Below are 17,962 nucleotides of genomic sequence, written 5' to 3'. Positions count from 1 at the left end.
GACAACTCCCTCAACCTGGAAGGACTGGAAAATGACGGACATTAACAAAGAAGCGATTTCGATCCTCAACGACCTGATCGAAACCAGTAAGGACGGTCAGGAGGGGTTCAAGACCTGCGCGCAAGACATCAAGCATCCTGAGCTGAAAGCATTGTTCGTGAAGCGCTCCGCCGATTGCGCCAGCGCCGCGGCCGAATTACAGGCCAGCGTGCGCTCCATGGGCGGCGATCCGCAAACCTCCACCAGCATCAGTGGCGACCTGCATCGCCGTTGGGTCGACCTCAAGTCCCGGGTGACCGGCAAGGATGAAGAAGCGGTGCTCAACGAGGCCGAGCGCGGTGAAGACCATGCACTGAAAGCCTACAAGAACGCGCTGGAGAAAATCAGCAAGCACAACCTGGTCGGCATTCGTGACCTGGTGGAGCGTCAGTACCATGGCGTACAGCGCAACCACGATCAGGTCAAAGCCCTGCGTAACCAGGCCCGCGCCCGCTCATAACGGGTCAGGCCTGTCAAAAACGCCAGCCTGTCTGGCGTTTTTTTTGTGGCTGAAAATTAATACTGGACTACTGATAGTTAGCTAGCTAATAATTTGCAGTCGTTATTTCTCGTTCCAGTGCATCTATCGTTGTTTTGTCCTTCCCAGGGTTCTTTCCGTGCGTATCACTTTGCAGGCGCTGTTCGCCCCCAATCTTCCGGCCGTACAGTTCGCGATCAAGACCGTGCTCGGCGCCGGCCTGGCGCTGTGGCTGGCCATGCGCTGGGGCCTGCAGCAGCCGTCCTGGGCCCTGATGACGGCGATCATCGTCGCCCAGCCGCTGTCCGGGATGGTCCTGCAAAAGGGCATGGCGCGGTTAGTGGGGACGTTGGTGGGAACCTGCATGTCGGTGCTGTTCATGGGGCTGTTCGCCCAGATGCCCTGGCTGTTCCTGCTGGCCCTGGCGCTGTGGCTGGGGCTGTGCACCGCCAGTTCGACCCTGCTGCGCAGTGCCTGGTCCTATTCGTTCGTGCTGGCCGGCTACACCGTGGCGATCATCGCCTTGCCGGCGATCTCCCACCCGTTGTCGATATTCGACCAGGCCGTGGCGCGCTGCACGGAAATCTCCCTGGGCATTATCTGCGCCACCGCCAGCAGTGCGTTGCTCTGGCCGATGCGGGTCGAGCGGCAGTTGACCGCCCAGGCGCGCGGTGCCTGGCAAAGCGGGATGCAGGCGGCGCGGGCGACCCTGGCCGGCGATGCCCTGGCGCGCAAGGGCTTGCTGGAGATCCTCGGGCGTATCGTTGCCGTGGACTCGCAGCGCGAACATGCCTGGTTCGAAGGGCCGTCGGGCCGGCAGCGGGCGCGGGCGATCAGCGGCCTGAGCCAGAAGTTGCTGATGTTGCTGCGAATCTCCCGTTCGGTACGCCGGCAATGGAAACAATTGGACCAGGCCGAGGCGGACCCGCTGGCGCCGTGGATGGACCAAGTGCAGCAGGCCCTGGCGGCCATGGACAAACCGACTTTGCAGGCGTTGCGGCCGCAGTTGCTGGACGCTTCCCATGACTCGGCCATCAGTTCGGCGCAAAGCTATTGCCTGGCCCGTTTCACCCTGCTGCTGGATACCGCGCTGGCTGCCGGCGAGGCGCTGCAGGCGGTGGAGGAGGGCAAGGCGTCGGTCGAGCAGCCGGCGACCCTGAGCCCCCATCGCGATCTGTCGCTGGCGCTGCTGTTTGGCGCGCGCAGTGCCCTGGCTTTTCTCACCGTGGCCTGCTTCTGGCTGGCCACCGCCTGGCCGGCGGCCTCGGGGGCGATGCTGCTGACCTGCGTGGTGTGCGGCCTGTTCGCCAGTCGGGAAAACGGTGCGCAGATCGGCATGAGTTTCATGCGCGGCATCTTCCTGGCGATTCCGGTGGCCTTCGTGGTCGGGCAGATCCTGCTGCCGCAGTGGAGCAGTTTCGCCCTGCTGGCGATGGCCATGGGCGTGCCGCTGTTTTTCGGTGCGCTGGGCATGGCCAAACCCCAGATCGGCGCCACGGCCACCTCGTTCTGCCTGCACTTCGTGGTGCTGATTTCGCCGCAGAACCAGATGACGTTCGACGTCGCGAACTTCTTCAACAGCGCCCAGGCGATGGTGCTCGGCGTAGGCGCCGCGGTGCTGGCGTTCCAACTGCTGATCCTGCGCAACCCGGCCTGGCACGGGCGGCGCTTGCTGGCGGCGACCCTGCAGGATCTGGTGCGCTTGACCCGGCGCAACCTGCGCGGCGCGGAAAGCTGGTTCGGCGGGCGCATGGCCGATCGCTTGCTGCAACTGGCGCGGCATTACCCGGAATTGCCGGAGCAGGCGCGCAGCCGCTGGGACGATGGCCTGCTGGGCCTGGATATCGGCGACGAACTGATGCATCTGCGGTTGAGCCTGGCGGTGGCCCAGGTGCCCGCGGATGCCTCGCAGCGGCGCTATTTCGAGTCGCTGGAGCAGGTACTGGAGCGCGGGCCGGGCGTCGGTCGTGGCGATGCGCTGGCCGATGCCAGCAGCACCTTGCTCAAGGCCCTGGACAGCCAACCGCCCAGCGATGCGTTGAAGCTGGCCCAGGGCGCGGTGGTGCAATTGCAGAAGAGCTGGCGTACCTGGTGCCGGCAGCAGGAGGAAAACCATGGGGCTGCGTGAGTGGTCGCTGGGCGGAGTATTGCTCAGCCCGTTTCTGATTTATGTGGTGCTGGCACTGGTGTTGACCGGGGCGTTGCGCATGCTGTTGCGCGCAACGCCGCTGGGACGCTGGATCTGGCACGAAGCACTGTTCGATGTGGCCTTGTACGTCTGTGTCCTGACGTTGGTCACTGTCGTACTCGGACCTTTATAAGGAGTTGTTCATGCGTGCTTGCGTACGTATCGCTTTTACCCTGTGCCTGGTGGTGGCGGCGCTGTTTGCCGGCTTTCATCTGTGGCAGTACTACATGCTCACGCCCTGGACCCGGGATGCGCGGATTCGCGCCGATGTGGTGATAGTGGCCCCCGACGTCTCGGGCTGGGTGCATGAACTCAAGGCCTATGACAACCAGGCGGTGAAGGCCGGCGACCTGTTGCTGAGCATCGACCGCGATCGCTTCGAGGCGGCGCTGGAAAAGGCCCAGGCGGTGGTGCAGACCCGCCAGCAGCAACTCAACCTGAAGGAGCGCGAAGCCAGCCGCCGGGCCCTCCTCGGCCCGCAGGCGATCAGCGCCGAGCTGCGGGAGAACGCGCAGATCAATGCCGGAGTGGCCCGTGGCGAGCTGCGCCAGGCCCAGGCCGATGCCAAGGTTGCCGAACTCAACCTGGCGCGCAGCCAGGTCCGCGCGCCGCGCAGCGGGCACATCACCAACCTGCGCCTGGCCGAAGGCAACTATGTGAACGCCGGGCAATCGGTGATGGCGCTGATCGACGATTCGACCTTCTACGTGCAGGCCTATTTCGAGGAAACCAAATTGCCGCGGATCAAGGTCGGCGACCCGGTCAAGGTATGGCTGATGAGCGCTGGGGAAGCCTTGCAGGGGCATGTGGAAAGTATCAGCCGCGGCATCACCGACCGTAACGCCACGCCGGACGGGCAACTGCTGGCCGAGGTGGAGCCGACGTTCAACTGGGTGCGCCTGGCGCAGCGGATTCCGGTGCGCATCAGGCTCGACAAGGTTCCCGAGGGCGTCAACCTGAGCGCCGGGATGACGGCGAGTGTGCAGGTGGAGGAGGGGGGCTGATAATCCCGATCCCGATCCCGATCCCGATCCCGATCCCGATCCCGATCCTGTAGCCGCTGCCGAGCTCTAGCGAGGCTGCGATAGGACCGTAGGTCCTCCCGCGGCCTCAAGACTCTGCTCCCCCTTCGGGGTCGATCGCAGCCTCGCTAGAGCTCGGCAGCGGCTGCCGGGCTACCGGGCTGCCGGGCTGCCGGGCGCCTCAGCCGATATTGATAGCCGGCAAGGTCGGCAGGGTGACGGTTTGTTGTTTGCGCGGGGCGAGGATTTCGGCTTCGCCGTCGACCACCAGCTCATCGCGCTGGTTGAACACGCGGGTGGCGATACGCACACGGAACTTCGGCAGTTTTTCGAGGATTTCCAGGCGCACGGTCAGGGTGTCGCCGATCTTCACCGGCTTCTGGAAGCTCATCTGCTGGCCGATATAGATGGTGCCCGGCCCTGGCAGCTCGCAGGCCACCGCGGCGCTGATCAGCGCACCGCTGAACATGCCGTGGGCGATACGTTCCTTGAACATGCTGGCGGCGGCGAATTCGGCATCCAGGTGCACCGGGTTGTGGTCGCCGGACATGGCGGCGAACAGCTGGATGTCACGTTCTTCCACGTGCTTGCTGTAGCTGGCGGTCTGGCCGACTTCGAGGGCTTCGTACGGGGTGTTGGTAACCTGGGTCATCTCTCTCAAGTCCTGTGCTGAGCGTTGATTGGCGTATCGATTTGAAACAGGGTCATTCAGTCTTCGGCGGTCGGCGATGCTGCAAGGCCTGGTCGAGCCAGGCCAGTACATCGGCCGTCACTTCGTCGCGGTTGCTTTCATTGAACAATTCGTGCCGCGCCTGCGGATAGATATTGAGCTGCAGGCACTGGCTGCCGGCCTCGCGCAGAGCACCGGCCAGATCCTTCAGACGTATGCCATTGCTCACCGGATCACATTCTCCGCCGAGTATCAGCAATGGCAGGCCCGGATCGATCTGGGCCAGGTTGGAGGCCTTGCTGATTTGCTGCAGGCCGCCCAGCAGGTCGATCCACAGCTGATTGCTGCAGCGAAAGCCGCAGAGCGGGTCCTGGGCGTATTTATCGACTTCGTCGGGGTCGCGGCTGAGCCAGTCGAAGGCGGTGCGGTTGGGTTTGAAGGCCTTGTTGAACGAGCCGAAGGACAACCATTCGATCAGTGCGCTGCGGCCCAGGGCGCCCTGGCGCCAGCGTTCGAAGCGGGCGATCTGGCGGGCGGCGCGGTACAGCGCCACCGGCTGGAAATTCGAACCGCTGAGGATCGCCCCGTACAGGCTGGCGCTGTGGTGCAGCAGGTAGGCCTGGGCGATGTAGCTGCCCATGCTGTGGCCCAGCAGCACGATCGGGGTTCCCGGGTGCTGCTGGCCGATGTGCTGGTTGAGGCTGGCCAGGTCGCCGACCACCTTGCACCAGCCGTCATCGTCGGCGAAGTGCCCGAGTACCCCGTGCTCGGCGGTCTTGCCGTGGCCGCGCAGGTCCAGCGCATAGACTCCGTAGCCTGCATTGCACAGCGCCTCTGCCAGCCTGGCGTAGCGTCCGCTGTGTTCGGCCATGCCGTGGGCCAGCAGGATCACGGCCTTGAGCGGGGCCGCCGGGAGCCACTGGTTGACGTAGAGCTGGCTGTGATCGCTCGCGGCCAGCCAGAAAGAGTGGTGGATCATGGCGATTCCTTTGCACGGGGTCGTTGCATTGTATAGCTCATCGTCAAGGCCCCGTCCGATCTGCGCGCGCCATGGCGGCAAGATTCACGTTATCAATGACGCGATTACCTGTATTTGCCCTATTCGCCATTGCTGCTAACGTCCGCAGAGCCCCGCCTTTCGTAGCGTCAGAGAAGCGGCCCGGACAGCTCAGGTTAAAGAGGACAAGAACAATGCAGCCTGATTTCTGGAATGACAAACGCCCGGCCGGAGTGCCCGTCGATATCGACCTGGGTGCCTATAAGTCGGTGATCGAGGTGTTCGAGCGTTCCTGCAAGAAATTTGCCGACCGCCCAGCCTTCAGCAACATGGGCGTGACCCTGACCTACGCCGAACTGGAGCGCTACAGCGCAGCCTTTGCCGGTTATCTGCAGAGCAGCACCGACCTGGTGCCGGGCGATCGCATCGCGGTGCAGATGCCCAACGTCCTGCATTACCCGATCGCGGTGTTCGGCGCCCTGCGCGCCGGGCTGATCGTGGTCAACACCAACCCGCTGTACACCACCCGGGAAATGCGTCACCAGTTCAAGGATTCCGGGGCGCGGGCCCTGGTGTACATGAACCTGTTCGGGCAGAAGGTCGAGCAAGTGCTGCCCGATACCGATATCCAGTTCCTGATCGAGGCGAAGATGGGCGACCTGATGCCGTCCGCCAAGGGCTGGATGGTCAATACCCTGGTCGACAAGGTCAAGAAGATGGTGCCGGCCTATCGCTTGCCCCAGGCCGTTTCCTTCAAGAGCGCGCTGCGCCTGGGCCGTGGCCAGCCGATCAAGCCTTTGAACGCCCGCCTGGACGACGTCGCCGTGCTGCAATACACCGGCGGCACCACGGGGCTGGCCAAGGGCGCGATGCTGACCCACGGCAACCTGGTGGCCAACATGCAACAGGCCCGTGCCTGTCTCGGGCAACTGGGGCCGGACGGTCATCCGCTGCTGCGCGAAGGCCAGGAGGTAATGATCGCGCCGCTGCCGCTGTACCACATCTATGCCTTCACCGCGAACTGCATGTGCATGATGGTCACCGGCAACCACAACGTGCTGATCACCAACCCGCGGGACATCGGCGGTTTCATCAAGGAGCTGAAGAAGTGGCGCTTCTCGGCGCTGCTGGGGCTGAACACGCTGTTCATGGCGCTGATGGATCATCCCGAGTTCAAGCACCTCGACTTCTCCAATCTCAAGCTCACCAACTCCGGGGGCACGGCGCTGGTCAAGGCCACCGCCGAGCGCTGGGCGGAGTTGACCGGCTGCCGCATCACCGAAGGCTATGGCCTGACCGAAACCTCGCCCGTGGCCTGCACCAACCCTTACGGCGATCAGTCGCGCCTGGGTACGGTGGGCTTGCCGGTGCCGGGCACGACCCTCAAGGTCATCGATGACGAGGGCGTCGAGCAGCCGTTGGGCGAGCGCGGCGAGCTGTGCATCAAGGGGCCACAGATCATGAAGGGCTACTGGCAGAAGCCGGAGGCCACCGAGGAGGTGCTGGATGCCGAGGGCTGGTTCAAGTCCGGCGATATCGCGGTGATCGATCCGGATGGCTTCGTGCGCATCGTCGATCGCAAGAAGGACATGATCATCGTCTCGGGTTTCAACGTGTACCCCAACGAAATCGAGGACGTGGTGATGGCCCACCCGAAAGTCGCCAACTGCGCGGTGATCGGCGTGCCGGACGAGCGTTCGGGGGAGGCGGTGAAGCTGTTCGTGGTGGCCCGCGAGCCGGGGGTCAGCCTTGAAGAGCTGAAGGCCTACTGCAAGGAGAACTTCACCGGCTACAAGGTGCCGAAACACATCGTGTTGCGTGAGTCGTTGCCGATGACGCCGGTAGGCAAGATCCTGCGTCGGGAGTTGCGCGACATCGCCTGATGTTTCACTGGATGTAGCAACAACGCGTCGTGGCGCGGCTATCGCGAGCAAGCTCGCTCCTACAGGAACCGTACATACCCTGTAGGAGCGAGCTTGCTCGCGATGCTTTTGAAGGGTCGAAAAGCCCATTCCAGAGCGGTATATAGCTGTATAGAATTTTTACTCTAAAAATGACTATTTAATGTTCTTTAGTCACTAAAGTGACTGTTTAGGCCGATTTTGGCTCTAGTCGGCCTTTGGCAAAGCTGCTACTCTCGGCGCGCTTTGTGACTTCTCGGCCTATGTAGACAGCCAGACTCACCAACAATAGACATCAATAAAAAACACACACAAATAATAATCGCATCAAGTGCGCTGACGAATTCGCGTTGCTGAGGAGTGGGCTTCCATGATCGAAGACTTTTGGAAGGATAAGTACCCAGCTGGGATTGCTGCCGATATCAATCCAGACGAGTATCCGAATATTCAGGCGGTGTTGAAGCAGTCCTGCCAACGTTTTGCCAACAAACCGGCCTTTAGCAACCTCGGCAAGACACTCACCTACGGTGAGCTGTACGAACTGTCCGGTGCTTTTGCCGCGTACCTGCAACAGCATACCGATTTGCAACCCGGCGATCGAATCGCCGTGCAACTGCCCAACGTCCTGCAGTACCCGGTCGCAGTATTCGGCGCCATCCGCGCCGGCCTGATCGTGGTCAACACCAACCCGCTGTACACCGCGCGGGAAATGGAACACCAGTTCAACGACTCCGGCGCCAAGGCCCTGGTGTGCCTGGCCAACATGGCGCACCTGGCCGAAGCCGTGGTGCCCAAGACGAGCGTCAAGCATGTGATCGTCACCGAAGTGGCGGACCTGCTGCCACCGCTCAAGCGCCTGCTGATCAACAGCGTCATCAAGTACGTGAAGAAGATGGTGCCGGCCTATCACCTGCCCAAGGCCGTCAAGTTCAACGACGTGCTGAGCCGGGGCCACGGCCAGCCGGTCAAGGACGCCAACCCGGCCAGCAGCGATGTCGCCGTGCTGCAATACACCGGCGGCACCACCGGCGTGGCCAAGGGCGCGATGCTGACCCACCGCAACCTGGTGGCGAACATGTTGCAGTGCCGGGCGCTGATGGCCTCCAACCTCAATGAGGGGTGCGAGATCCTGATCACCCCGCTGCCGCTGTACCACATCTATGCCTTCACCTTTCATTGCATGGCGATGATGCTGAGCGGCAACCACAACATCCTGATCAGCAACCCGCGCGACCTGCCGGCGATGGTCAAGGAACTGTCGAAGTGGAAGTTCAGCGGCTTCGTCGGCCTCAACACGCTGTTCGTCGCCCTGTGCAACAACGAAGCCTTTCGCAAGCTGGATTTCTCGGCGCTGAAAGTCACCCTGTCCGGCGGCATGGCGCTGCAACTGGCAGCGGCCGAGCGTTGGAAGGACGTGACCGGTTGCCCGATCTGCGAAGGTTACGGCATGACCGAAACCAGCCCGGTGGCCACCGTCAACCCGGGCCAGAATATCCAGATCGGCACCATCGGCATCCCGGTGCCGTCGACCCTGTGCCGGATCGTCGATGATGCCGGTGTCGAACTGCCCCTGGGCGAAGTCGGCGAGCTGTGCGTCAAGGGCCCGCAGGTGATGAAGGGCTACTGGCAGCGCCAGGACGCCACCGATGAGGTGATGAGCGACGGCTGGCTGAAGACTGGCGATATCGCGCTGATCCAGCCCGATGGCTACATCCGCATTGTCGATCGCAAGAAAGACATGATCCTGGTCTCCGGTTTCAACGTTTATCCGAACGAGCTGGAAGACGTGCTGACGACCCTGCCGGGCGTGTTGCAGTGCGCGGCGATCGGCGTGCCGGACGAGAAGTCGGGCGAGTCGATCAAGATCTTCATCGTCGCCAAGCCGGGCGTGACCCTGACCAAGGAGCAGGTGATGGAGCACATGCGCGCCAACGTCACTGGCTACAAGGTGCCCAAGGCCGTCGAGTTCCGCGATGCGCTGCCGACCACCAACGTCGGCAAGATCCTGCGTCGCGAACTGCGCGACGAAGAGCTGAAGAAGCTGGGCGTGAAGAAGTAAAAACGCCAGGCAAACAAAAAGCCCCGCATCCGCGGGGCTTTTTATTGGGGGCTGGCTGTCTATTCACTGTAGGAGCGAGCTTGCTCGCGATAGTGGTGGGACAGTCGACATCTGTGCTGGCTGTCAGGCTGCCATCGCGAGCAAGCTCGTTCCTACCAGGGCCCGTTCACTGCTGGAACTGCGCGAAGTTCACGCCGGTGCCGGCGGGGCGTACATCCTTGAGGAACGAGTCCTTGTCGGCGCTCAGTTCCAGGCTCAGGGCCGCCTTGCGCTTGCCGGCGTTGCGGACCACCAGGCCTTCGAGCTTTTCCCGCAGGAATACCGTCGGCACCTTCAGGTGCAGCAACTGGTCGGTGCTCGGGGTGTACAGCAGCAGGTGGACCCATTCGTACTGCCCGATGGCCAGGCGGCTGACCGGCAGATCGAACCACCAGATATTCCGGCTGCGGCTCAGTTCCGCGAAGTGGCAGTTGTTGACGCCCAGCACCGCACCGCCCAGTTCCTGGTTCCGGCGGGCGATGGCCAGCTTTTTATCGAGTTTCATAACATTCCTACGGGATTGGATCTTCAGCGCAGCGCCTGAATTCGTTGCGCATTCTCGTGGGTTGGTCGCCAAACATAAAGCGCAACCTGCGTGCGACGGGCAAATAAGGCGATGAAATGCCCCGCTGAAAATAATTGAAACTCCGCGCGACGGCCTCGGGTCAACCTCAGGGCAGGACCCTCCCCCTCGATTGTTCTACGGAGAAATACCATGGGCAGCACAGCGGACAAGGCAAAAGGCCTGGCCAACGAGGCCGTTGGCAACATCAAGCAAGGTGTCGGCAAAGCGACTGATAACAAAAGGTTGGAAACCGAAGGCAAGATCCAGGAAAAGAAAGGCGAAGCGCAGCAAGCCCTCGGCAAGGCCAAGGATGCGGTGAAGAAGACCATCGACAAGGCCTGATCCACCGGCTCGCACTGCAACACGATGGCCATCCGCGGATGGCCGTTTTTACATCGGCCATGGCACCAAAATGAGACGAAACGGTTCAAAATCGCCAAACTAGGCTAGTTTGTTGTACAAAACGGCCCTTGAGTCGCCACCGACCCTGAATGCTTGCGGCGAAAGGAGACGCTATGTTTTTGCCGAATTTGAAAGGCCTGCCCCTGCATCGTGTGCTGGTGCGCACGGTCACTGAGTTCATCGACGATGAAATGTCGACCTACGCCTCGGCACTGGCCTATCAGATGTTGTTTTCGTTGTTCCCCTTCATTCTGTTCCTGATCGCCTTGATCGGTTTCCTGCACCTGCCGGACTTCTTCTCCTGGTTGCGCCTGCAATCGGAACTGGTGTTGCCGCCCCAGGCGCTGGAGCAGGTCAACCCGGTGATCGACCAGTTGCAGCAGTCCAAGGGCGGCCTGCTGTCGGTGGGTATCGTGATTGCCCTGTATACCGCCTCGGCCGGCGTGCGGCTGATGATGAGCGCGATGAACGCCGCTTATGACGTGGTCGAAAACCGCCCGTTGTGGAAACGTTTTCCGCTGTCGATTTTCTACACCATCGGCATCGCCGGCATGCTCCTGGTGGCTGCGGCCTTGATGGTGCTCGGGCCGCAGGTGATGGGCTGGATCGCCGCGCAGGTCGGCCTGGAAGACTTCATCGTCACCGTCTGGACCATCCTGCGCTGGCCGGTGATCGTGATCCTGATGATGGTCGCCGTGGCATTGATCTACTACGTGATGCCCGACGTGAAGCAGGAGTTCCGCTTCATCACCCCCGGCTCGGTGCTGGCGGTGGTGGTATGGATCATTGCCTCGTTGGGCTTCGCGTTCTATGTGAAGACCTTTGCCAACTACAACGCCATGTATGGCAGTATCGGGGCGATCATCGTCCTGCTGCTGTACTTCTACATTTCCTCGGCGGTGCTGTTGCTGGGGGCCGAGATGAATGCGGCGATCGAGCACATGTCGTCCGACGGCAAGACCCCCGGAGCAAGGGGGGCCGGGCACGACGAACCCAAACAACACGTATCGGGACTGGGCCGGGACCACTCGCTCAAGCCGACCACTGACGAAGTCTGATCATGATCCGTGAAATCCTCAAAATGGGCGACGAGCGCCTGCTGCGCATCGCGCCACCGGTGCCGCCCGAGATGTTCGACAGCCCCGAGCTGTGGCAACTGATCGACGACATGTTCCAGACCATGGAAAGCGTCGGCGGGGTCGGCCTGGCCGCGCCGCAGATCGGTGTCGACCTGCAACTGGTGATTTTCGGTTTCGAGCACAGCGAGCGTTACCCGCAAGCCGAGGCCGTGCCGCAGACCATCCTGATCAACCCGTTGATCACGCCCTTGAGCCCGGTGCTGGAAGAGGGTTGGGAAGGTTGCCTGTCAGTGCCTGGGCTGCGTGGTGCGGTCGAGCGTTATCAGCACATTCGCTACGAAGGCGTCGACCCCAAGGGCCAGCCGATTGTGCGGATCGCCTCGGGTTTCCACGCGCGGGTGGTGCAGCATGAATGCGATCACCTGATCGGCCGCCTGTACCCGTCGCGGATCAGCGACTTCAGCAAGTTCGGTTTTACCGAGGTGATGTTCCCCGACCTCGATCCCCACGCCGACGATTGAAGGAGGCGGCCAGAAGCGCCAGTTTCATGGATCTTCCTGATGCAGGCCGGTTTGCCAGCGAGGCTGGCCCGCACTCCAGGGCCTGCGATCACAGCTTATCGCTGGTCGCGCTAACCAGAGGATCCATGCCCATGGCGATCAGGTTCTTGCTCCTGCGATAACGCTCCAGGCGATCCGCCAGGGCCTGGGGCAGGGCAGGGGCCGTGGCAAAGCCCATGCGTTCGTACAGGGCTTGCAGGTCCGGATGACAGAACAGCCACACGGACCCCGGCAGCTGCGCGCGAGCCTGCTCGACCAGCATCGTGGCAATGCCCTGGCCGCGATGGGCCGGGTCGACGAACAGCCCGGTCAACCAGTGGCCCTGGGCGATTGGCGTGAGGTTCAGCCCGGCAATGATCGCTCCCCGTTTCGCCACCCATGACTGCCCTTCGCCGGCTGCGCGCATCGGCGAATTGTGGGCGCGATAGAACTTGTTCAGCAGCGGTCGCAGGGTGTCGGCAAGCAGCAGGTATTCGGTGTCGGGCATGGGGTTTCGCAGGGTGGGCCGGGGCGGTGATTATAAAAGTACGGAGCGCTCGGGATAGGTGTATACCTGACAGACGATCCCCTGCCAGTGGAGTGTGCATCATGAAAGGCGTGGAAGCGAAGAAGGTCGCGAAGAAGAAACCAGCCCGTACCGCTGTCGAGAAACGCGCAGACAAGCGAGCGAAAAAGGCCGAGCACAATATTTTCGGTCATTGACTGACCCTCCCACGAAGCCCGCCCCGCGGGCTTCCTTGTTTTTGCTTCCAAATAAATAACCCATCGATCTGCAAGTTTTCCCCTTCTCGTTGCACAGAACAGCAAGACGCCGAAGGTTCGCCCCTCGGCCGGCCTCTGTCCTGGGTAGCGCCATGGCCCATTACGTTGATCCGCTGCATCGCGAACAAATCGACACCCTGTATCAGGCCTTCACTGCCCGCACCGAATGGGCCACCTGGCTGTTGCCTCTCAACCTGTACCTGGAGCATCAAGATTTGCCAGGACCCGCCTGGTTTTACCCGTCGCGATCCTATCGCGATTGCTGCGAACAATGACTGGCGCGCAGGTGGTTGTGTGAGGCCGGGATAAGGCAGCGTTGCGGCGGCATCTCTGCTTCGATCCTTATGCCGCTTCGGCCGCCAGTGCCGCCTGCACCGCTTCGCGCTGGGCTATGCTGGCCTGGAAGCGCGACAGCGCCGGCCACTGTTCCAGGTCGATGGCAAAGCCGGCGGTCCAGCGCAGCACGGTGAACAGGTAGGCGTCGGCGATGCCGAAGGATTCGCCCAGCAGGTAGCTCTGCTGCTGCAGCGTGCGGTCCAGCAGCGCCAGGCGCTTGAACAGTTTTTGCCGGATCAGCGCTTGGGTCGCTTCGGGAAACTCGGGGTTGAACAGCCAGCCGAGGCCGCCATGGATCTCGCTGGAGACGAAGTTGAGCATCTCCTGCAGCCGCACCCGCGGCCAGCTGCCGTTGGCCGGCGCCAGGCCCGCTTGCGGCTTGAGGTCGGCCAGGTATTGCAGGATCGCCGGCCCTTCGGTCAGCACCTGGCCGTCCTCCAGTTCCAGCGCCGCCACATACCCCTTGGGGTTGATCGCCAGGAAGTCGGCGCCGTCGGCCGTGGTCTTGTTGCGGTTGTCGACCCGCACCAGGTTGAACGGCAGGGCCAGTTCGCGCAGCACGATATGCGGGGCCAGCGAGCAGGCGTTGGGCGAGAAATACAGGTTCATCGAGGGCTCTCCAGAAGGGGGAGATCAGTGTCATAGTTCGTGCTGTTCTCAGTAAAATTAATCTTTCAGAAAAATCCCATAAGGACAGCTACTGCCATGATGAACCTGATGCACTGGCGCATGCTGGTGGCCGTGGCGGATACCGGCAACATCACCCGCGCCGCCGAGCGGGTCGGCATGACCCAGTCCGGCGCCAGCCAGGCCCTGGCGCTGCTCGAAGACAACCTGGGCGTGCAGCTGTTCACCCGGGAGAACCGCCAGACCCTGCCCACCGCCGTCGGCGAACAGGTGGTCGAGCAGGCGCGGCTGATGCTCGCGGCGTTGCAGAACATCCGTGACACCGCGGATGCCTGCCGGGACATCCAGCGCGGCACCATTCGCCTGGCGAGTTTCCCCATGGTATTGGCGACCTTCCTGCCGCCGCTGCTGCGGCGCTTCAAACAGTTGCATCCGGGCATCCAGGTGGTGGCGCTGGAGGTCAGCGACGACGAGGTCGAGGCCTTGCTCGAGGCGCGATTGATCGATGTCGGGGTGCTGCTCAATCCTGCGCCCGAGCGCAGCGTTGGCTTGCTGGGGCGCGATGCCTGGGTGGCGGTGCTGCCGGCGGGGCATGCCCTGGCGCGCCGTGGTCAGGAGCAGGGCGTGACCTTGCAGGAACTGGTGGGTCAACCCTTCGTGCTGGCCACCGGTGGCTGTTCGGTGAATGCCCGCAGCCTGGCGGCGGATGCCGGACTGGAACTGGCGGATGTGCGGGTCGAGGTGCGGGAGTGGAGCAGCGCCTTCACCCTGGTCCGCGAGCAGGTGGGGGTGACCCTGGTGCCGCAGATGACCTTGCCGGAGCAACGCCACGGATTGTGCATACTGCCGTTGGACGTGCCGATCCCGCGCACCTTTGCCCTGGTGCTGGCCGAGGGCAGTGAGCCGTCGCCGGCGCTGCGGGCCTTGCTCGACATGCTGGCCCAGGGCTGAGCGCAGCCGCTCAAGCCGCCCCATGAAAAAGGGGGCTCGTGGGGTAATGCCGATCAGTTAAGCGATTGGCTCCACTGTAGGAGCGAGCTTGCTCGCGAAAAACGTCAACGATAACGCGAACTGCCTGGTTTAACGCGCGGTGCTGGAGTTCTTCGGGAGCAATCGAGCGTCGATCGGCTGCTCCTACAAAAAGCCTTAACTGATCGGCATTAGTCTCGTGGGGAACCCTGTTTCGACTGGCCGCTTTTAAAGCGCCGCGAGGAACTTGTCGGTGACTTGCTTATCGACGCCGCTGGCGTCCTTCTCGACTTGCGCCAGCTTCAGCTTGTCCTGGACCCGCTGGGCAATTTCCTGAGCCACCGCCTGCTGTTTCTCCGGTGGCATGTTTTTCAGGTCTTCCTCGGTAATGCCCATCTCTTCGAGGATGCGGTCGCGCATGCGCTGCTCGGGGGACTTGCTCATGTAGTCCTTGAACTCGTCCAGGGCCGAGCTCTGGGTCGCGCTATTGGCCTGCGCGGTGCTGGCGGTCGGCGGGGTGGCCTGGAGCAGCACGCGGGTCTTGGCGAAGGCCGCCGCGACATTGTCGCTGACCGTGTTGCTGGCCTGCTGCACGGCCTGGGACACCTGGACGCTTGCCGCGTTCTGCACGTTCTGCATCAAACCGCTGTACAGCGCGCTGGCGGCCGCGGTGCTCGGGTCCATGTCGGACCGCTGGGTGGGCTGGATCGCCGAGGTTTTCTGGGCACTGACCAACATGATTGGGTACCTGTGTGTAAGGGTTATCGCAAGCTGCGCAGCAATTTGCATGCCGCCGCGCTGGAGCGCTTTGGGACGGCGCTTTGTACCGGGGGCTGCGTCGGTTGCCCGGCAAGGCTGGCGGCACGCGGCGGACAAGCCTTGCCGCTTGCGGCCAGCGGCGACCGGTCAACGCTGGACTTCCTGCTTCCGTAGGCGCGAGGCTTGCCCGCGAAAGCCTCCTTAATCGCGACACCGATTCAGGGATCGAGTTGGGTGGTGTCTGGAACGGCCTTATCGCGGGCAAGCCTCGCTCCCTACAGAAGAGGCGATTCAGGGAATGCCATTACGTCCATGCAGCAGGAAGCCCGGGCGTTCGCTGAGGCGTTGGTAGTAGGCGGCGATGGCGGGGAAGTCCGGATGCTCCATGGGCGTCATCATCCAGCGATGCACCGACAGCCCGAGGACGATATCGGCCAGGCTGAACGGTTCGCCGAGCACATAGGCTCCGGTGCTCGCCAGTTGCTGTTCGAGCAGGGCCATCTTGTCGTTCCAGCCGCGCACGCCAGCGGCGATCCGCTGCGGGTCCTGATAGTTCGGGTTCTGCCGCACCAGGGCATGGAAGGCATAACCCCAGGAGGGGTTGAGCTCCGTGGCCTGCCAGTCCATCCATTGCTCCACCAGCGCCCGGGCCCGGGGCTCGGCGGGCAGCAGCCGTTGCCCGGCAACCTTGCTGGTCAGGTAGCGACAGATGCTGTTGGATTCCCAGAGCGCGCCGGCCTCGTCGATCAGCACCGGCACCTGGGCGTTGGGGTTGAGCTTGAGAAACTCCGGTGTGTGGGTCGACTGGAAGCCGCTGCCCCAATCCTCGCGTTCGTAGGGCAGGCCCAGCTCTTCGCAGGTCCACAGCACTTTTCTGACGTTGATCGACGAGGCTTTACCGAGAATTCTCAGGGTTCTCATGGGCGCTTTCCTTGGCGGGTGGAGGGCCCGGGGAATGTAGCAACGCCGCCGGCCCGCGTCGATGGCGATGGGCGCCGCGGGGCTCAGGCCGGATCCGGCAGCGCCGAGGCCGGCAGGCCGAAGACCCGGTCGAACAGCCAGTTGAAGACGAAGGTGTAGCAAGGGATGAACAGGATCAGCGCCAGGTCCAGCAGGAAGGCCTGTACCAGACTGATGTGCATCCACCAGGCGATCAACGGGATCAGGAACAGGATCAGCGTCAGCTGGAAGCCCACGGCGTGGGCGATCCGCCGCTTGACCGTGCGGGTCCGCGAGACCTGGCGGCTTTCCCAGCGCTCGAACAGGCTGGTGTAGATGAAGTTCCAGGTCACCGCGATGCTGGTGATCACCACCGCCAGCGGGCCGGTGCTGCTCGGCGAAGTACCGGACAGCAAGGCCAGGCCCAGGGCCGAGAAGGTCATGCCGAACACCTCGAACAGTGACACGTAAACCAGTTTGCGCTTGATGCCTTGCATGCTTTTTTCCTCCGCGTTCGTTGGCCCGGGCCGGTCCTTTTGCAGGAATGGCTGGCGAATGCGGCGCAAGATAGCTTCAATATGGCTGACAGAAAAAGTCAGAAGATTTCAGATTTTCTGATAGATCGGCATCCTAGACAGGCGTCCCCATGAATTTCTCCAGCGACAGCATCCAGTTGTTTCTCGCCGTGCTCGAGCGCGGTTCGTTTTCCGCGGCGGCCCGGGCCCTGGGCAAGGTGCCGTCGGCGGTGAGCATGGGTATCGCCAACCTCGAGGCGGAACTGGGCTACCCCTTGTTCGATCGCCGCCATCGCGAACCGGTGCCCACCGCCATGGCCAACGCCCTGGCGCCCCATGCGCGGTTGATCGCCGAGCAGCTCAAGCACCTGCAGGTGCATGCGGTGGAGCTGTCCCTGGGGCTGGAAAGCCGGCTGTCCATCGGTGTGGTCGAGGACATCGACAAGTCCCGGGTGCTGGCGGCGATCAAGTTGATCGCCGAGCGTCATCCGTTGCTCGATATCGAGGTGCTGAGCGCGCCCCAGGACGATGTGTTGCAGCTGCTGCACAACGGCCGGATCGCAGTCGGCGTGGCTTTCGCCGGGCTCAGCCTGAACGTGCTGGAGTATTTCCAGTACGTCGGCAGCGAACGGATGATCGCCTGCATTTCCGCGCGCCATCCGTTACCCGAGGCGCCGGACGCCACCCTCTATCTGGAGGAACTGGTCAACGTCCGTCAGGTGGTGGTCGCCAGCCGCGACTTGCCGATCCGCGACACCCGGCCACTGATCGCCGAGTCTTACTGGCGCACCGACAGCCTGGCCATGGCCCTGGACATGGTCGAGTCCGGCATCGGCTGGGGCAACTTCCCGCAGTCGGTGATCGCGCCCTTGCTCAAGGCCGGAAGGCTCAAGCGCCTGACCTTCAAGAACATCGACAACGGCCTGCTGCTACCGGTGCACGCGGTATGGCTGAAGAACCAGCCGCTGCAAAAGGCCGCCCAGGCGTTCGTGCAGTTGCTCGGGGGGCAGGATCCGGCGCTGGCTTCGGAGGTTCAAGCAGAGGCGAGGCCGTAAG

19 protein-coding genes and 1 pseudogene are annotated in these 17,962 nt (G+C 62.7%); 12 read left to right on the top strand and 8 right to left on the bottom strand.

The features are described from left to right. The first annotated feature begins 31 nt into the window (after positions 1–31). The 4 genes from IF690_RS22460 (at position 32) to IF690_RS22445 (ending at position 3,709) form a co-directional block, all read left to right on the top strand. Entirely contained in the window at positions 32–499 is a 468-nt protein-coding gene (locus IF690_RS22460; protein ID WP_202697433.1) for a ferritin-like domain-containing protein, read from the top strand. A gap of 157 nt (positions 500–656) precedes the next feature. After that, positions 657–2,645 (top strand): FUSC family protein, encoded by a 1,989-nt coding sequence (locus IF690_RS22455; protein ID WP_202697432.1) that lies wholly within the window; start codon positions 657–659, stop codon positions 2,643–2,645. Further along, positions 2,632–2,838, top strand: coding sequence for a DUF1656 domain-containing protein (locus tag IF690_RS22450; protein ID WP_023966774.1), 207 nt, complete (start codon positions 2,632–2,634; stop codon positions 2,836–2,838). Before IF690_RS22455 ends, IF690_RS22450 begins: the two co-directional genes overlap by 14 nt. A 10-nt stretch (positions 2,839–2,848) precedes the next feature. Next, positions 2,849–3,709: an efflux RND transporter periplasmic adaptor subunit gene (locus IF690_RS22445; protein ID WP_202697431.1), complete on the top strand. Its 861-nt coding sequence runs from the start codon at positions 2,849–2,851 to the stop codon at positions 3,707–3,709. Between the two features lie 199 nt (positions 3,710–3,908). Here the strand turns inward: IF690_RS22445 and IF690_RS22440 are convergent, their stop codons facing one another. Next, on the bottom strand, positions 3,909–4,379 hold the full coding sequence (locus IF690_RS22440; RefSeq protein WP_007925083.1) for a MaoC family dehydratase: 471 nt from the start codon (positions 4,377–4,379) through the stop codon (positions 3,909–3,911). Positions 4,380–4,431: 52 nt separating this feature from the next. Then, complete coding sequence (locus IF690_RS22435) at positions 4,432–5,376, bottom strand: alpha/beta hydrolase (protein WP_202697430.1); 945 nt, start codon at positions 5,374–5,376, stop codon at positions 4,432–4,434. 212 nt (positions 5,377–5,588) lie between these two features. Between IF690_RS22435 and fadD2 the strand changes: the two genes are divergently transcribed. Both fadD2 and fadD1 read left to right on the top strand, forming a co-directional pair. Next, positions 5,589–7,277 (top strand): long-chain-fatty-acid--CoA ligase FadD2, encoded by a 1,689-nt coding sequence (fadD2, locus tag IF690_RS22430; RefSeq protein ID WP_202697429.1) that lies wholly within the window; start codon positions 5,589–5,591, stop codon positions 7,275–7,277. A gap of 388 nt (positions 7,278–7,665) precedes the next feature. After that, positions 7,666–9,354 (top strand): long-chain-fatty-acid--CoA ligase FadD1, encoded by a 1,689-nt coding sequence (fadD1, locus tag IF690_RS22425; RefSeq protein WP_202697428.1) that lies wholly within the window; start codon positions 7,666–7,668, stop codon positions 9,352–9,354. Positions 9,355–9,520: 166 nt separating this feature from the next. On the opposite strand, the gene IF690_RS22420 is transcribed toward fadD1, so the two are convergent. Next, on the bottom strand, positions 9,521–9,898 hold the full coding sequence (locus IF690_RS22420; RefSeq protein ID WP_023966765.1) for a hypothetical protein: 378 nt from the start codon (positions 9,896–9,898) through the stop codon (positions 9,521–9,523). A 210-nt stretch (positions 9,899–10,108) separates the two neighbouring features. On the opposite strand from IF690_RS22420, the gene IF690_RS22415 reads away from it, so the two are divergent. The 3 genes from IF690_RS22415 (at position 10,109) to def (ending at position 11,960) form a co-directional block, all read left to right on the top strand. Beyond that, complete coding sequence (locus IF690_RS22415) at positions 10,109–10,300, top strand: CsbD family protein (protein ID WP_202697427.1); 192 nt, start codon at positions 10,109–10,111, stop codon at positions 10,298–10,300. 173 nt (positions 10,301–10,473) lie between these two features. After that, complete coding sequence (locus IF690_RS22410; protein WP_202697426.1) at positions 10,474–11,418, top strand: YihY/virulence factor BrkB family protein; 945 nt, start codon at positions 10,474–10,476, stop codon at positions 11,416–11,418. 2 nt (positions 11,419–11,420) lie between these two features. Beyond that, a complete protein-coding gene (def, locus tag IF690_RS22405) occupies positions 11,421–11,960 on the top strand; it encodes a peptide deformylase (protein ID WP_202697425.1) in 540 nt (179 codons plus the stop codon). Between the two features lie 88 nt (positions 11,961–12,048). Here def and IF690_RS22400 read toward each other — a convergent pair whose 3' ends face one another. Further along, entirely contained in the window at positions 12,049–12,486 is a 438-nt protein-coding gene (locus IF690_RS22400) for a GNAT family N-acetyltransferase (protein ID WP_202697424.1), read from the bottom strand. Between the two features lie 367 nt (positions 12,487–12,853). On the opposite strand from IF690_RS22400, the pseudogene IF690_RS29080 reads away from it, so the two are divergent. Beyond that, positions 12,854–12,964: pseudogene (locus IF690_RS29080) on the top strand (fatty acid desaturase); the annotation flags it as partial. Positions 12,965–13,103: 139 nt separating this feature from the next. On the opposite strand, the gene gstA reads toward IF690_RS29080, so the two are convergent. Beyond that, positions 13,104–13,706, bottom strand: coding sequence for a glutathione transferase GstA (gene gstA / locus IF690_RS22395; protein WP_202697423.1), 603 nt, complete (start codon positions 13,704–13,706; stop codon positions 13,104–13,106). 96 nt (positions 13,707–13,802) lie between these two features. Between gstA and IF690_RS22390 the strand changes: the two genes are divergently transcribed. Continuing rightward, positions 13,803–14,675 (top strand): LysR family transcriptional regulator, encoded by an 873-nt coding sequence (locus tag IF690_RS22390; protein WP_202697422.1) that lies wholly within the window; start codon positions 13,803–13,805, stop codon positions 14,673–14,675. A gap of 246 nt (positions 14,676–14,921) precedes the next feature. Here IF690_RS22390 and IF690_RS22385 read toward each other — a convergent pair whose 3' ends face one another. From IF690_RS22385 to IF690_RS22375, 3 genes are all read right to left on the bottom strand, one after another. Beyond that, on the bottom strand, positions 14,922–15,431 hold the full coding sequence (locus IF690_RS22385; RefSeq protein ID WP_202697421.1) for a hypothetical protein: 510 nt from the start codon (positions 15,429–15,431) through the stop codon (positions 14,922–14,924). Positions 15,432–15,743: 312 nt separating this feature from the next. Then, positions 15,744–16,373 carry a glutathione S-transferase family protein gene (locus IF690_RS22380; protein WP_202697420.1) on the bottom strand — a complete coding sequence of 210 codons (630 nt, stop codon included), beginning with the start codon at positions 16,371–16,373 and terminating at the stop codon, positions 15,744–15,746. An 83-nt stretch (positions 16,374–16,456) separates the two neighbouring features. Next, a complete protein-coding gene (locus IF690_RS22375) occupies positions 16,457–16,888 on the bottom strand; it encodes a PACE efflux transporter (RefSeq protein WP_009050378.1) in 432 nt (143 codons plus the stop codon). Between the two features lie 149 nt (positions 16,889–17,037). Here IF690_RS22375 and IF690_RS22370 point away from each other — a divergent pair, with 149 nt between their 5' ends. Then, positions 17,038–17,961: a LysR family transcriptional regulator gene (locus IF690_RS22370; RefSeq protein WP_202697419.1), complete on the top strand. Its 924-nt coding sequence runs from the start codon at positions 17,038–17,040 to the stop codon at positions 17,959–17,961. Position 17,962: the final 1 nt, after the last annotated feature.

It is taken from the genome of Pseudomonas sp. SK3(2021), from assembly GCF_016772375.1.
GTDB classification, from domain to species: Bacteria; Pseudomonadota; Gammaproteobacteria; order Pseudomonadales; family Pseudomonadaceae; genus Aquipseudomonas; species Aquipseudomonas chlororaphis_I.
This window is presented reverse-complemented; position numbering and strand designations above follow the sequence as displayed.